Raw genomic sequence first — 15703 nt, forward strand, 5'->3', positions numbered from 1 at the left:
TTTTATTAGTTTACTATGAAACGGGGCACAAAGCAAAGCAAGCGGGAACGATCCCCGCCTGCCCTGTAGGACTGCCCCGCTGCCTGCGCAGCGGTTAAGGTTTATTTCGTAACGGTCTGTTTGGCAATACGTGCCGGCACAATATCATTGGCGACGATATCCTGATGCGATTCACGGCGGACCACCAGATCGCTCTGGCCGTTCTGTACGAAGACTACCGCCGGACGGCGGATACGGTTATAGTTGCTGGCCATGGAGTAATTGTAGGCTCCTGTGCAGGCAACAGCGAGCAGATCACCGCTCTCTACCTTCGGAAGCTCTACATCCCAGATCAGCATATCCCCGCTCTCGCAGCATTTGCCGGCGATGGATACGGTCTCCTCGTTAGGCTCAGTCGCGCGGCTTGCGAGCACGGCTTCGTACTTGGATTCATACAGCGCCGGACGCGGATTGTCCGTCATTCCGCCGTCAACGGCAACATATTTGCGCACACCCGGAATTTCTTTGCTTGTTCCTACGGTGTACAAGGTCGTACCGGCATCACCTACGATACTGCGGCCCGGCTCAACCCAGATCTGCGGCAGCCCATCGCCGATACCGGCGAAATGCGTCTTCACTGCATCCGTAATAGCTGCAACATACTCGGAAACCTGCAGTGGAGTATCTCCATCCACATAACGGATACCGAATCCGCCGCCAAGATTGACGACCGGGAAGCTGATGGCCAGCTCTTCCTTCACTTTGCGGGTGAACTCGGCGATCCGCTCAACTGCAAGCTGGAAGCCCTCTGTCTCAAAAATCTGCGAGCCGATATGGGAATGAACGCCAAGCAGGTTCAGATTGGCTTTGCCGTCTGCCTGTCTTACCGCTTCCTGCGCGGAGCCGTTGCCGATATCGAAGCCGAATTTGGAATCCGTCTGTCCGGTCGATGCGTAGGCATGGTGGGCATGCGCTTCTACGCCCGGAGTAACCCGGAGCAGAATATTAACCGTTACTTCCTTGCGGGCAGCAATCGCCTGCAGCAGGCTGAGTTCAACCAGGTTATCGACTACAAAGCAGCCGATGCCTGCATCGATCGCCATTTCAATCTCATCCGGAGTCTTGTTATTACCGTGGAAGTGAATGCGTTCTGCCGGGAAGCCGGCTTGCAGCGCGGTATACAGCTCACCATCGGAAACAACATCCAGCGAGAGTCCTTCCTCATCCGCCAACCGGCACATGGCCATCGTTGAGAAAGCCTTACTGGCGTAAGCAACCTGGAAACCGAGTCCGGAAGCTGTAAAAGCGTCCATGTACTCGCGGCAGCGGCGCCGGACCAATTGCTCGTCCACTATATATAGCGGGGTACCATACTCCGCTTTCAATTCTGTCACATCACATCCGCCGATTTCCAAATGCCCTGCATCGTTAATTCGGCTCGTCCCGTGTAAAAACATTGCGCAGTCCTCCAATTTCTGTGGAATATCTGTTCCACCCTGTCTAGTATATGTTACAGAACCCCGCAGCGTTCCTTAAAGTGTGGCCTCAGGAGAGGAATTCCACTTTATTGCGGGGCTGTTTAGTGTATTCAGTATAGCAGACAGAGGGAACTCCATAGAATGGACTAATTTGCAGTTGATTTGTATTTTCCTACGATTTGTGTTCCTTCTCCTGCTTAGGCGGCATCCGGGTATTATCCCGTGTTTTGTTGAAGGAAGGCCTTGTTTTGGAGCTGAGTACCGGCTGGCGCAGGAGGATTTCACCCATTGCTTTTGCATTAAACGGTATAAACGGCCACAAATACGAAGAATTGTAGGAACGGTGTGTAGTCAAGAGCACCACCAGCAGCGTTGTCCCGATCATGAAGCCGGGAATCTGGAACGCGGCCACCGCCAGCAGAAGCGCAAGCCTGACAATCCGGTTGGCCAGCCCCAGCTCATAGCTCGGCGTTGCGAACATCCCGATGGAGGCCACTGCCATGTAGAGCACCACCTCGTTGACAAAAAGACCGGTCTGCACGGCGATGTCACCTACCAGTATCGCAGCAATCAGACCCATCGCCGAGCCGAGCGGTGTCGGGGTATGGACGGCGGCCATCCGCAGAAGATCCACTCCTAATTCGACGATTAGGAATTGGGCGATAAGCGGGATTTTCGCCGTCTTTTGCGGACCGATAAATTCCAGCATGGCCGGCTTCAGCTCCGGATGAAGGACCAGCAGCATCCACAGCGGCAGCAGGAACATCGAGGCAAAGATCCCAATGAAGCGCACCCAGCGCAGATAGCTTCCCATAAAAGGCGTCTGGCGGTTCTCTTCCGCATGCTGGCAGAGATCAAAGAATGTTGTCGGCAGAACCATGACACTCGGCGAGGTATCGACGAAGACTACCACTCTGCCCTCCAGCAGATGGGAGGCCACAATATCCGGCCGCTCCGAGTACCGCACCAGCGGATACGGGTTCCATCCGCCGCCGACAATGGCCTCCTCGAGCTGTTTGTCAGCAAGGGGAATCCCGTCGATATCGACGCTTTTCAGCTTATCGGTAACGGCCTGCACCTGAGTCTTGTCGACGATATCGTCAATATAGGCCACGCAGACATCGGTCCGGGTCCGGCGTCCGATCTGATGCATCTCGTATTTCAGCCCCGGGTCGCGTATCCGTCTTCTGACCAGAGCCACGTTGCTCAGCAGCGTCTCTGTGAAGCCGTCGCGCGCTCCGCGGACGACCCGTTCAATCGAAGGCTCATCCGGGCTGCGCGAAGGATACGAACGGGTATCCATGATAATAACCTGGCTTTCGCCCTCGATGAAGAATACGCTCATGCCTGACAAGACTTTATTGATGCTCTCGCTGAGCAGCTCGCCCTTCTCTACCTGGACATGGGGAATATATTCGCTCATGAAGCTGGCGAATACATCGGTAGATATATTGTCCGGGGTCAGATAGGTCAGACGCTTCAGAATTTCGTCAATAATGGTATCCTTGGCGAACCCGCTGATGCAGAGCAGCGCGACGCGCCGGCCCCCAAAGGACATTTCCCTGAAGACGATATCAAAGGATGAACCCAGGCCCATGACTTCGGTCAGGGTTTTTTTGGTATCCTCCAGGTTGGTCGATACCTTATCATTGCCTTGCCAGTACTTAATAGACTCCTCCAGAGAGTCAGAACGTTCATTGTCGCGTTTCTGCTGCAGCAGATCTTTGGGCTTGCCGGCGGAGTCCGCCCCTTGACTGGACTTGGCTTTCTTAGCCTTGTTGCCGGACTGATCCCCAGCCTTCTGAGGGGCTCCAGATTTGTCTGTGTCATTACTTGAGGCCCCCCCGCTCTGCGCCTGCCTGGACGGTCCCTCTTCACCCTTATCCGCACCAGAAGCGTTCTGCTCATCTTCCTCAGGCTCTTCATCATCTCCGAATAATCTGGCAAAAAATCCTTTGTGGCTCTTCTGCGGTGTCTCCGCACCCAGTTCGTCTGATGTCTCTGTATCCTGTGACTGGCTGCCCGAAGCCGGAGCTGGCGGGTTGTCTTCGCCGGATGCTGAAGCGGTGCCTGCACCATCGTCTGCAGCGGGTCCCTCGGCTTCCTGCTTGTCCTCATCGCCGCCACTTGCTCCCTGGGCGGTAATCTTCTCTGTATCCGGGGTGCCTTGATCAGGTTTGGCCGGGCCCTCCTGATCCGGTGTACCGGCTCCATCGGAAGCCTGTAAATCGTGGTCCCCGTAACCGGTTGCTCCGGAATCCACTCCGATATCCGCACCGGACTCCGCTCCGCTATCCTCACCAGATTCTGCTCCGCTTGCAGCTTTATCTCCTTGTCCAGCTGAGGCGGAATCTCCCTGCGGCTGGCCAAGCTCGTCCGCAGCTTCAGCATCCTGATTCTGTCCGTCACCGGAGTCTGCTCCGGCTCCCTGTCCCGGTCCGGCATCATCTCCAAACAAGCTGCTCAAAAATCCTTTGACGCCGCCGCCGGACTCCTGGCTATCCGAATCGTCTCCGGCTGCGCTGCTGTCCTTCGAGGTGCTGCCGGAAGCTTCGTTATCTGCTGCACCTCCTGTTTCAAGGCTGTCCGCCGCTGTGCTGCCTGCAGCCGCGCTATCCGCTGCGTCTCCTGCTTCACGGCCTTCCGCTGCTATACTACCGGCAGGCTCTGCCTCAGAGGGCCTGCCTTCTGCGCCCGGACCCGCATCCATGCCGGAACGAATTTCCGCACCGCCCTCTATAGGCCGGGTAACAGCTCCCAGCTCACCTGAAACCTCCGTCTCCTGCGGTTGTCCCCCGCCTGCATCAGCCTGATGTACAGCTTGTCCTTCTTGCTGCGGCGTGGCTCTATCAGCCCCATTCTGCTGTGCAGCCTGCGCTTCACCCTGCGGTTGACCTTTGTCAGCACCATCCCGCTGTGCAGCTAACCCTTCATCCTGCCGTTGGCCCCCGTCTGCAACACTTTGCTGTGCAGCCTGTCCTTCATGCTGCGGCGGCTTTTGCTGCTCCGGCTTGCCATGCTTTTTATCCGCTTCCACCTGATCACCGCTGTGAATATACCTAACCACCCCGTAGCCTCCTTTTACTGTCGGTATACAAACCAGTCGAACAATGAACCTGCCACTTTACCGCATACCATAGCCATCAGCAGCCCGAACAACATATGTGTCATATGCAGTCTTTTGGCCAGAATCGGCAGTACGTTCAGTACCTCCGTCAGCGCAGCGGCCAGCATACCGATGAATACTCCGTCGAACAGTCCGACCCCCAGCTCTATCAGCGGGCCTGCGGTTATTTTCCAGTTCCAGAAATCACTCATCGTGCCCAGCAGCGAACCCCCGACCATGGCCCCTTCATACCAGTGCACTTTATTGTAGGAGGAGGTCAGCTGCGCCAGCCGGGGCACCATATCAAGCACTATAAAAAGAGCGATTACCCCGCCGCCGACAGCGATTCCTCCGGCAATGCCGAGCAGCAGGTTAAGTCCGAGTGAAATTTGTGCAGTCATGCTCACTCCCTCCTACGTCCCGATGTATCATCTCCGCGGCGTTTCATTTTGCTGTATTCCTCGTTGACGACATAGTGGTCGATATTTTTCTGATACAGGAACATCTCCACTTCGAGCGGTGTCGGCTCCTCGTTCCATTTCTTTTTGAACAAATGGTTGAAAAAAATCACCATTCCCAGCCCGATGCCCAGCGAATAAGCGATCTGGAATACATACGGATGCTCATCCCTGCGGCCGGTCAGCATCTCGACAATCCGGATCTGCACCTCCTGCATGCTGACATCGGCATGGAAATTCATGATCGTCAGCGCCGAGCCGAAGAACAACAGCAGCCATACCAGCACAAACAAAGCTATGGAAGGTTTGTTTGCCGTTGCCGGGCCTTCAATCTGCACAATCGTCCGCCCTTCGCCAATCGGCTGGATATCCGCATGCGGAAGCAGCTCATGAATCCGGGGAATCACCGTCAGCAGATCAATCAGAATCAGATTGCCGTCACTTTGCTCCGGCTGAAGCAGCAGCAGTGAATACAGCGGCTCCCGCCACTCCGGCTCGGTGATCAGAAAAGCTACATCGCGCAGCATCACACCTTTGCCTTTGGGCACGGTTACCCGGTTTTTGAGCTGTATATAAATGGCGGGAGCCGGGTGAGGATTGTCCATTGGCGGTGGCCTCCTAAGGTTGTAGTGTGAAGCAGCTGAAGATGCAAGAATAACGGTAGTATGGGAGAAAAGGTTTATTTTTACTCTTTAACCCTGTAATTCATATTTATTGAGCCGGGCATCCGAAACCTTTCGTTACTACGGCCGTCTATATTAACAGTTATTTACATAGAGAGGATGGAAGGTTATGAAAAGAGTGCTGCATCAATCATTACATCTGGCTATAAGCGCATCTATTTTACTGGCATTCACTGCTCCGCTTACAGCACATGCCGCAGAAGAAATTAACTATTATGATTCGTATATCAGCAAAACCAGCGGCGTCCAGCTCTATTCGGCGGGCCAATTGGACGGAAACCAGTTTGTCGATGCCGTCATTGCCAGACAACCGGACGGAACCTACGCCAAATGGCAGGAGCCTTTTCATTATTTCCGGAATTATGGCGGTGATGACCTGAAGTTAACGGGAACTGATGATCCGGAGCAAAGTTATGTGTACGATACCCGGAGTCAATCCATCCTGCGCAAAACCGCTTATACTCTGTCTCCGGACGGGCTTTGGGGATATCTGGAGCGCTCACGTTACCTCTTGATGCCAAATTCTCCGATGGGCAGCGGGTATGTCGGCAAATACCATGACTATTATCTTAAAAACATGAAGACAGGTGCCGTCTCGGTATATTATTCCACTCAGAGATACTACAGCGCCTATTGGCTGAACCAGCACACGCTGCTGGAGAGCGGGTACAATGAAGCTGCTAAACAGAATGTGATCAGTACTTATGATCCGTCCACCGGGGAACGGCACGAACTGCTGAAGGGCAGCATGTATAACCGGAACTTTAGCAAAGGAATCATATATTATGTGAAAAATGAGCCGCAGCGCCTGCCATGGGTATATAACCTGAAGAGCGGGACGTCACGGCTGATCACTGACTATAGCGAACTCGAAGCACTGTTTCCCGCTTCCCCCTCCTCCAGACCGGAAGCAGCGCTGCCGCGGGATACCGTGCTGAAAAACCTGCCGGTCATCGAGATTCCTGTCTCCATGACATACGAATACAGTGTCAGCCTGGACGGACAGAACGCCGATGTATCTACCGTATTCTCCAGGGAGGGACAAGACTGGATTCCGGTGAAGCCGCTCGCTGCCGCGTTCGGGTGGAGCATTGAATCTGAGGACCGGGGCCACTTAAACGCCCCCTCTGCCGGTTACAGCTTTGAGATTACAAGCGCCAGCAAGAGTGTAAAGCTTACCCCTGCGAACAGCTTCAATTCCGGAAACAGGCTGTACATCTCGCAGGCACAGCTGAAGCAGCTGGGTTATAACACCATCGTAATAACTCCATACCTGCAGCAGTAATAACGGCAGCAGGACGAGCCCCTCTCCGGATGCCGGACAGGGGGAGCCGGCCAAACGGACTAAGTCCGGTTCACTCGCACATTTGAGTCATCAGCCCTACAAAAAATAAAGAGGATGTCCCGGGCCATTGCGGCTCGCGGGAACATCCTCTTTTGGTGATACCGTAACCCTGGGGTCGTCCCCTCAGGCTGCGGTAATAGTTGTTAATTCTGTTTGATAAGCTCAGCCTGATGTCCCTGACGGCTCTGCTGGCTCGAAATAAAGAACAGCGCCGTCCAGATCAGCGCAAAGCCGATAATTTGCGGCAGAGTCACAAGCTGGTGATATACAATCCAGTTAATCAGAATCCCTGTCATCGGGAAGCTGAGTTCAGCCAGCGTGGCTACAGAAGCCTTGGTTGTGTTCAGGCCCTTGTAATAGAGCAGCATGCTGAGCAATCCGGGCAGCAGAGCCTGCAGCAGGAGATTAATGGCAACAGCGGCCGAACCGCTGATTCCGCCGGTAATCTGCCACGGGGCTCCCTCCATGCTGGTGATCACGAATAAAAGCGGCAAAGCCAGAATAAAGCGCAGGGAAGTTACAGTTTCATATTTCATGGAACCCAGCAGATAGCGGCCCATGACAGTCGACCCGCCCCATAATGCGGCGGCGCCCAGCGCCATTAGACTGCCTACACCCATGAAGCTGTTCACATGGCCGAATGGAATCGTCCAGCCAAAGGTAAGCAGGTAAGTGCCTAATAGTGCAACAATGATAAGCGGTGCGAAATTCTTAGGCAGGCGTTCTTTAAGGATAACAGCGGCGAGACCAATGGCGAAGAGCGGCTGCAGCTTTTGCAGCAGCAGTACAGCATTGAAATCTCCGCTGGACAATGCTTTGGTGAACAGGATTGTAGCTATGGCCGAACCTCCCCATGACACAACCAGCAGGGCCCCGGCTTGACGAAGGCGGATCCCCTTCAGTTCGGCGCGCTGGCGCCACATTACAGGTGCAGCAACCAGGAAGAGCACAACATGCTCCAGCAGGACAATCTGTGAAGAGGTCAGGGATTTCAGCAGGATAATACGGAACAGCGGGTCAACACCCCATAGGGCTGCCCCCAGAACTACCAGCCAGAATCCGCTGCGCAGCGGTGCGGTACGGACTCCTTGAGATGAAGCAGATACATTACTCATCATTCATTCTCCTTGTCGATACAAACCCTCGATAAGAGACCAAAAGCCCCCGCGTCACCTGTAAACAGGGCAAACACCGGGGGCCATTATCAATAAAGACATCAGGGAATACACCCGCTGCCTTTACCTTATGATCCTCTCCCATCCGGACTTTACCGTCGGCTCTGGATTGTCACCAGATCAGTCGCTTTCCCTAGTAAAAGAGTAACGAGTCGCGGGCTTAGCTCACTTGGAACATCACCGCCGGTCAGGAATTTCACCTTACCCCGAGAATCTTGTATTCTGTTATTTTTTTCACAATCTCAGGATAACTCCGTTTCATGAATTCGTCTAGCCTTTTTATGAAAATATACGCATTTTTTCATCGTACGATCATTTTTATGAGAAAATGCATCATTTCGTAATTACACGAACTGCATAGTTTGGCAGAAACGGAGCCTTATTATAGAATAAGATACGAATACACTTTTTATCCATATTATAGTAACCCTAACGGAGGCCGCTGTGAAAAGATCATTTGAAACCAAGCTGTTATTCTCTATCCTTGCCTTAGCCGTCATCACAATCATAGGCTTCATTGCTTATATCATGGCTACATTTACCGGAGGCCTGCTGTTCTATGCACCGCTCGTCCTCGCCGCTTCGGCCGGACTTGCAGTATTCGCTGTAATCTTTATCTTTGAACTCTTCAGCAAACGGTTCCGCCTGATTGCGCTCGCGGCTTTTGCCGGAATCTGCCTGCTGAGCGCAGCCGGTCATGAGATCAGGCAGGCTTATGTGAACAGTCTTGCCGAAGTAAGGGAGCAGGAGGTCAATCTGTTCCAGTACGCACCTTTTGAAGTAAATACCAAAGCCGCCAGCCTGGATCATAAGGCAGCCTATTATATTCAGGAACAAATGCCCCGGCTGGACGGCGCAACTGCGCTTTACCCGTTGTATTCCGCCTTTGCCCAAGCCGTGTATCCGCCGGATACGTATAATCACAGCATTTACGAGGTCGGTAATGATCTCGTGTTATGTACCACCACCTCCGAAGCCTACAAACGGCTGATTAAAGGAGATGCGGATATCATCTTTGCTGCGGGCCCCTCACTTGCCCAGACCAAGCAGGCGAAGCTGGCAGGCCGTGAGCTGAAGCTTACCCCTATAGGACGCGAAGCATTCGTCTTCTTTGTCAACAAGCGCAATCCGGTTAATGGACTGACCACTGAGCAAGTGAAGGATATCTATTCCGGCACACTGACGAATTGGAAGCAGGTCGGCGGCAAGAAAGCATCCATCCGGGCGTTTCAACGGGACGAGAACAGCGGCAGCCAGACCATGCTTGAGAAACTCATGGAGGACCGGACGCTGATGAGCCCCCCGAAGGAGAATGTTGCAGACGTCATGAGCGGGATTATCAGCCTGACCGCCAGCTACCGCAATTACAATAATGCACTCGGCTTCAGCTTCCTGTTCTACGCCTCAGAGATGAACGCCAGCGATGAGATTAAGCTGCTGGAGATCGGGGGTGTGCCTCCCGCCAAGGAGAGCATCCGCAGCGGGGCATACCCCTTCGCAGCAGAATTCTACGCGGTAACTGCGGGAAGCACCAACCCCAATATTGAGCCATTTCTGGAGTGGATTCTGTCCCCGGAGGGACAGGAGCTGGTCGAGAAAACGGGTTATACCCCGGTGAACTAACTTTTGCGGGCTGCACATTCATTATTCGGTGGCTTGCGGTGAGACTCAACCTAAAAAGCAGCAGCCCTCATGCCGGAGAATCAGACTCTCCGGTAAGGGCTGCTGCTTTTTTCATGATCAATAAAGTTTGCCGTAGTTAGGCCAATTCTGCGGAATGAGGGGCACTTCTGCCCCTCATTCCGGTATGTCACGCCTTCTTGAAATCAAAAGCCGCGTTCACCCTGCGTAATGCTCAAAAATCCGTCTGCGCTTCTCTCCGTCCGGATCGTTCACTACACGCGAGACCTGATCGAACAGCAGCGTAACACGCTGCTCAGGTGTGTACTGCGGCCACGCAAGTTCCGGTGCAGACGGATCTCCACAGTGGGCAAAGGCTGTCCAGGCTCTCTGCATCGCTTCGGCCACCCCTGCCATCTCAGGGGTTACCGTCAGTCCGTATTGCTTCAGCAGCGGCAGGTTGTTGAACACGTAGAGAATCTCCGCTCCGTGTATGGCCTTCTCCAGCAGCGGATGGCCGGTGACGGTCCAGTCGAACCGGTACATCCAGACCGGCGCGTGATCCAGCTGCTTTTCCGCGAACGAAATGGAGCTGGCCCAGAAGAACAGATCGGTCAGAACTTCGGCTTGCCCTTCCCAGGTTTTGCTGTAATCGGAGGTCAGCTCTGAGAGGTCTTCGATGCCCATCAGCAGCTCCAGCGACTTGAGTGAACGGTCGAAGCTTTCGCCTGCCTGCCCTTCACGGAAGAACAGATTGCCTTCATGGAGATTCGTCCCGATCAGCAGCGGGATGCCGCTTGCCGCTCCTTCGCGTACCGCCTGCGCCGGTTCTACCGGCAAGGTCAGCGGCTCAATAACCGGCTGGAAATACATGCTCAGCGAATTCCCGGACAGCTTGTACGCCATCCGTCCGGCCGCTTCCATGATCTGCAGCGCGGGCAGTGTATGCAGCAGCTGCGTGTCACCGCCGGGCTGAAGACCGAGCTCTGCCAGGAAGGCTGCCGCAATCTGTTCCCCCTGCTGACCGCTCAGGCTCTGCCCCGCACCGCTCTCCATAATCGCACGCGAGAACAGCCCCTTGGCCGCCGGCATCGCCAGCAGCGCGGCAATGCTCATGCTGCCCGCCGATTCCCCGAACACCGTAACATTCCCGGGATCACCGCCAAATGCGGCGATATTCTCCTGTACCCATTCCAGTGCGGCAATCTGGTCCAGCAATCCAAGATTGGAGCCAAGTCCCGTACCCAGCGGGGACAGATGCATGAATCCTAGCGGACCGAGCCGGTAATTCACTGTAACAAGCACAACCCGGCCGCTTGCCGCCATGTTGGCACCGTCAAACATCGGCTGGCTGCCGGCACCGGTTACAAAGGTGCCCCCATGAATCCAGACCATGACCGGCAGGGCATCCTCCTGCCAGACCATGACCGGCAGGGCATCCTCCTGCGCTGCTGCAGGTGACCAGACATTCAGGTACAGGCAATCTTCAGAGTACACCGGATTGCTGCCGCCAAAGCGCGTACCGCTGGTACTTACCGGCTGAAGGCTGACCGGGCCGAATTCCTTCGCCTCCCTTACAGCATTCCAGGGCTCAGGCGGCTGCGGAGCACGAAAGCGCAGCTCTCCGACAGGAGGGGCAGCAAACGGGATTCCGCGCCAGACATTCACTCCGCCGCTATCTTCTCCCTGCAGTTGCCCATAGGCTGTAGTCACTAGTTGTCCTGTCATTACACTCATCCTTTTCGCTTTATTCCTCAGCTTTTTCTTCAATCACTTTATAGAGTCCGGAGCGGAAACGGAACCACTGAAAGATATGGGTAACCACTACTTTGAGTACGGCGTAACCCGGTACCGCGAGAATGATGCCCAGTACCCCGAACATTTTACCGGCAAAAATAATCACAAAAATAATCGTGATCGGATGAATCTTCAGCGTTTTACCCATGATCTGCGGAGAGATAAACTTCCCTTCGATCAGCTGGACGGCAGTCCAGACAATCACCATCTTGAGCAGCATAAACGGCGAGGTTACCATGGCTACCACCAGTGCTGGCGTAATCGCGATCGCCGGTCCCAGATAAGGGACTACCGCAGTACAAGCGGCAACGATAGCAAGTACCAGGGAATACTCAAGCCCGATGATCAGATAACCAATATAGAGCAATGCGCCGATACAGCAGCTGACAATAATCTGCCCGCGGATGTAGGATGCCACCTGACTGTTCATTTCCTGCATGACCATCCGGGACTGCGGCTGCAGTGCAGTAGGAATGAACCGCATCAGGTAGTCGGGCAGTCTTTTGCCATCGCGCAGCAGATAGAACAGAATGAACGGCGTAGTCACCACTGCCAGAACAATCTCTGTCAAAGTGCCTACAAAGCTGCCTACGCCACTGGCGGCATTATTGATGAACGAGGTGCCCCAGGTAGTCACCTTGCCGGTGATATCACTGAGATCCGTACCCACACTTTCCTGAATCTTTCCGAAAAATTCACTGCCCGTCAGATGTAAGAATTCCTCCTGAATCTGCGCGCTGTATATCGGGAAGTTGTCAATCAGCCCCATCAGCTGGGTACGGATAATCGGAATAACCATCAGCAGGATCAGTGTAATAATTCCGGCTATTACGAGGTACATCGTAACAATTCCGTAAGCGCGCTTCACCTTGCTTCTCCGCTCCAGGCGGTCAACCAGCGGATTCAGCAGGTAGTAAGCAACTCCCGAGAGAAGCAGCGGCGCTGCCACTGTATGCAGAAGCACTGACAACGGTTTGAATATAAACGGAATCTTGGAGAATACGAGCACGGTAACACCAATCAGTAACGCAATTAAAAGCCCCACGACAAACTTGTTATTCAGAAAAAACTTTTTGAATTTATCCGGCCAGACCTGACGTCTATCCATATACTGCCGCCCCCCTGCTGCAACACTTACGATATAAGTGTGATTAATTGCACTTTGTATTAGCATAGTCAACACGGAGGCTGCAAGTCAAATTTTCTGCCCCGCCAAAAAAGCTCTAGTGCAGTGAAGACTGCAGGCCGACCAGCAGACATTCCACCAAAGCCAGGGAGTTCAGCGAAACCGTCTCAACATTGCTCTCAAAAGCTTCTACGCTATCCTCATCCGCATGATCTGAAATGGAGCGGATTACAACAAAGGGAATGCGGTTCACATAACAGGTCTGCGCCACACTGGCACTTTCCATGTCCACACACATCGCTCCGAGGGCAGCGAGTTCCTTATGTTTGTCAGCGCAAGAGATGAAAGTCTCACCGGAAACAATGATACCCTTATACACCTTCCCTGCAAATTCAGCGCTGTCCGCTACACGGATGCATGCATTTACCATGGCCTTGTCAGCCTCCATATAAATACTTTTCATCCATGGATGATATTCGGTCAGGATCTCTGCAGGCAGATCGTGATGCGCGACCTGTGCGGACACAATAATGTCCCCGCAATTCAAGCGTTCATCCAACCCTCCCGCTGCCCCGGTAAGAATTATATGAGTGACTGCGAACTGGTCAATCAGTACCTGCGTGGCTATGCAGGCATTTACTTTGCCCACTCCGCAAATCACCAGCACTACCTCGGTGTTCTCCAGCAGACCTGAATAGAACTTCAGGGAAGCCCGTTCCGTAACAACAAGCGTCCGGATCCGGCCGATCAGCACTGAAATCTCTTCATCCGATGGACCGATGATCCCAACTTTCATTACCTTCCCCCCGATTTCATAACTGCTTACCGCCAGCCTGGCTGCTTAGCGCAAATAACAGCCATTATTAATATCAAACGTCGCCCCGGTGTATGCTCTCGCTTTGCGGCTTAGCATAAAAACCACCGTATCCGCAATATCCTCCGCCAGCAGCGATTCCGGGATTAGCTGATGCTCCTGATATTCCTGCTGCCTCCAGGCCGGGATATGCCCCATCATCGGAGTGCTGGTCATCGTCGGGGCAACAGCATTCACCCGGATATGAGGGGCAAAGTTCATGGCGCAGCTTTTGGTCAAGCCGAGAACAGCTGCTTTGGTCAAGCCATACACCGCATCTGAGCTGCCTTCCTGACCGGAGACGGAGGCCATGTTGACGATGACGCCTGTCTGCTTCCGGTCCAACAGCAGGCGCCCGAAGCCCTGCGAGAAATAGACATATCCCTTGATATTGATATCCATTACCCTACTTATATCTTCGGGGGTATACTCCAGCAGACTGCGCCCCAGATATATGCCTGCATTGTTGACCAGACCGTTAACCTCAGCATGTTCTTGCTGTATGTATGCGAAGAATTGCTCCACCTCGCTGTATTTGCTCACATCCACCCGGAAGGAACAGAGCTTATCCGAACCCGCCTCGGCCTTCAGTTCCTCAAGCCCCCGGCCATCCAGATCACAGGCAATCACTTCAGCACCTTCCTGCAGACTGAGCATTACGATAGCCTTACCGATTCCCGAAGCGGCCCCGGTCACAATTATTTTCATTCCCTGCAGCATTCTTAGACACTCCCTCACCTGTATTCTCCACCGGAAGAACCGGCTTACTGAAACCGCAAATCAACAATACTGCCGGTCCGCTCAAAACCGATCGACTGATAGACCTTGTTGGAATCCGGGTTTGCAGCATCGGCATAGAGCATAGGAGTAATGCCCTTGCCCAGCAGCTCAGCACACAGCTCTGCTACAGCGGCACTGGCATAGCCCTGCTTACGGCAGTCCTGCGGAGTGAACACTTCATTAATCCGGGCATGTCTGGAGGACAGATGGGCCAGATTCGCCATGGACACGGGCCTATCCTGTACCATCCACAGGCGGAGCTTGCCGGATTCCGTAATATCTCTTGCGTAGCCGAGGAAATTCTCAGGTGCATTCTCGGTGCCGAACGCATCCTTCACAAAGCCGGCCAAATAGTCTGCAATGACCGGGATATAGCCAGCATCTGCCTGCAGCAGCTTGCCGCTGACATTAGCGGGCTTCTTCACCTGCGGGCAATGATAGGCTTCCATGATCATATGGACATGATGCAGCTTGCCTGTATTCTCACAATAAGCCTCTGCAAACAGCCTGCCTGTCTCCTTAGTCCCGTTAACCCCTGACAATCCGCGGCCCTTCAGCCGCTCCACAAGCTGGCGAACCAAGGCTCTGCCCTGATCTGCACCTACCTCCGGTGCAATCCATAACCAGGGGTTATGCCCCTCCGTGTGCGCAAAGATCAGATGATCCTCGGCTGTCTTGATCCGGAGCGATTCCGGGTTTCCGGTGATAAGGTGAAGGAGATTATATTCCACCTCTTCCTGTAAGAACGCTTCGCTGTGCAGCACTCGGTCATCCGGCTCGAAATCCACAAACATCCCGCTTCCCCCTTACTCTATCTTTTCTATCCATCATAATCCTCCGTCTGACAAAAATAAACAATCCTCCACCGAAAATTTTCCAGTGGAGGACTGCATTTTTCTTTCATATTTTATTTCTTCTTTTTACCCTTTGCCCCTTTTTCAATTGCGGCTTTCAGTCCTTCATCATAAGTGTAGAGAACATTCTCTTCCAGCCGTTCACCCTTCAGCACCTTGCGTACCAGGCTTTTGGCTGATTTGGGGGTGATATCCCTGTACCATACGCCTTCCGGATATGAGATGACTACACACGCATCCGAACATCTTCCGTTGCAGCGGGTTACTGTAGTATGAATCAGGCTGTCTGCCCCTTGCTTCCCGATTTCATCCTCTATCGCGTCAGCGACCTCTTCACCCTTATGCTTCTTGCAGTCGCTTCCGTTGCAGATCAGCAGATGGCTGACCGTCCCTTGCAGATTCCAGGTCGTCATGGAATTCCCGCCCCCTCTAGTACAACAATACCCTGT

12 protein-coding genes, 1 pseudogene and 1 riboswitch are annotated in these 15703 nt (G+C 53.6%); of the genes and pseudogenes, 2 read left to right on the forward strand and 11 right to left on the reverse strand.

The features are described from left to right. Positions 1-101: 101 nt before the first annotated feature. The 4 genes and pseudogenes from lysA to P40081_RS23070 form a co-directional block, all read right to left on the reverse strand. Positions 102-1436 (reverse strand): diaminopimelate decarboxylase, encoded by a 1335-nt coding sequence (lysA, locus tag P40081_RS23055; protein WP_042138658.1) that lies wholly within the window; start codon positions 1434-1436, stop codon positions 102-104. 193 nt (positions 1437-1629) lie between these two features. Continuing rightward, positions 1630-3294 (reverse strand): annotated as a pseudogene (locus P40081_RS40110) (spore germination protein); the annotation flags it as partial. Between the two features lie 1244 nt (positions 3295-4538). Continuing rightward, complete coding sequence (locus tag P40081_RS23065) at positions 4539-4964, reverse strand: stage V sporulation protein AB (protein WP_042138659.1); 426 nt, start codon at positions 4962-4964, stop codon at positions 4539-4541. 2 nt (positions 4965-4966) lie between these two features. Further along, complete coding sequence (locus P40081_RS23070; protein WP_042138660.1) at positions 4967-5626, reverse strand: stage V sporulation protein AA; 660 nt, start codon at positions 5624-5626, stop codon at positions 4967-4969. A 187-nt stretch (positions 5627-5813) separates the two neighbouring features. Here P40081_RS23070 and P40081_RS23075 point away from each other — a divergent pair, with 187 nt between their 5' ends. Beyond that, positions 5814-6989 carry a hypothetical protein gene (locus P40081_RS23075; RefSeq protein WP_042138661.1) on the forward strand — a complete coding sequence of 392 codons (1176 nt, stop codon included), beginning with the start codon at positions 5814-5816 and terminating at the stop codon, positions 6987-6989. Positions 6990-7192: 203 nt separating this feature from the next. Here the strand turns inward: P40081_RS23075 and P40081_RS23080 are convergent, their stop codons facing one another. Continuing rightward, positions 7193-8164: a DMT family transporter gene (locus P40081_RS23080; protein WP_042138662.1), complete on the reverse strand. Its 972-nt coding sequence runs from the start codon at positions 8162-8164 to the stop codon at positions 7193-7195. Between the two features lie 129 nt (positions 8165-8293). After that, a riboswitch (FMN riboswitch) is annotated at positions 8294-8442 on the reverse strand. A 226-nt stretch (positions 8443-8668) separates the two neighbouring features. Here P40081_RS23080 and P40081_RS23085 point away from each other — a divergent pair. Further along, entirely contained in the window at positions 8669-9847 is a 1179-nt protein-coding gene (locus P40081_RS23085; RefSeq protein WP_042138663.1) for a PstS family phosphate ABC transporter substrate-binding protein, read from the forward strand. 216 nt (positions 9848-10063) lie between these two features. Here P40081_RS23085 and P40081_RS23090 read toward each other — a convergent pair whose 3' ends face one another. From P40081_RS23090 to P40081_RS23115, 6 genes are all read right to left on the reverse strand, one after another. Beyond that, positions 10064-11572 (reverse strand): carboxylesterase/lipase family protein, encoded by a 1509-nt coding sequence (locus tag P40081_RS23090; RefSeq protein ID WP_042138664.1) that lies wholly within the window; start codon positions 11570-11572, stop codon positions 10064-10066. Between the two features lie 19 nt (positions 11573-11591). Next, positions 11592-12749 carry an AI-2E family transporter gene (locus tag P40081_RS23095; protein WP_039301649.1) on the reverse strand — a complete coding sequence of 386 codons (1158 nt, stop codon included), beginning with the start codon at positions 12747-12749 and terminating at the stop codon, positions 11592-11594. Positions 12750-12864: 115 nt separating this feature from the next. Next, positions 12865-13563, reverse strand: coding sequence for a 5'-methylthioadenosine/adenosylhomocysteine nucleosidase (locus tag P40081_RS23100; RefSeq protein WP_042138665.1), 699 nt, complete (start codon positions 13561-13563; stop codon positions 12865-12867). 45 nt (positions 13564-13608) lie between these two features. Next, complete coding sequence (locus P40081_RS23105) at positions 13609-14340, reverse strand: SDR family NAD(P)-dependent oxidoreductase (RefSeq protein ID WP_042138666.1); 732 nt, start codon at positions 14338-14340, stop codon at positions 13609-13611. A gap of 44 nt (positions 14341-14384) precedes the next feature. Further along, on the reverse strand, positions 14385-15194 hold the full coding sequence (locus P40081_RS23110; RefSeq protein WP_042138667.1) for a GNAT family N-acetyltransferase: 810 nt from the start codon (positions 15192-15194) through the stop codon (positions 14385-14387). A 113-nt stretch (positions 15195-15307) separates the two neighbouring features. Continuing rightward, a complete protein-coding gene (locus tag P40081_RS23115; protein ID WP_039301636.1) occupies positions 15308-15667 on the reverse strand; it encodes a (2Fe-2S) ferredoxin domain-containing protein in 360 nt (119 codons plus the stop codon). Positions 15668-15703: the final 36 nt, after the last annotated feature.

The organism is Paenibacillus sp. FSL P4-0081 (assembly GCF_000758565.1).
Taxonomy (GTDB): Bacteria; Bacillota; Bacilli; order Paenibacillales; family Paenibacillaceae; genus Paenibacillus_AQ; species Paenibacillus_AQ phytohabitans.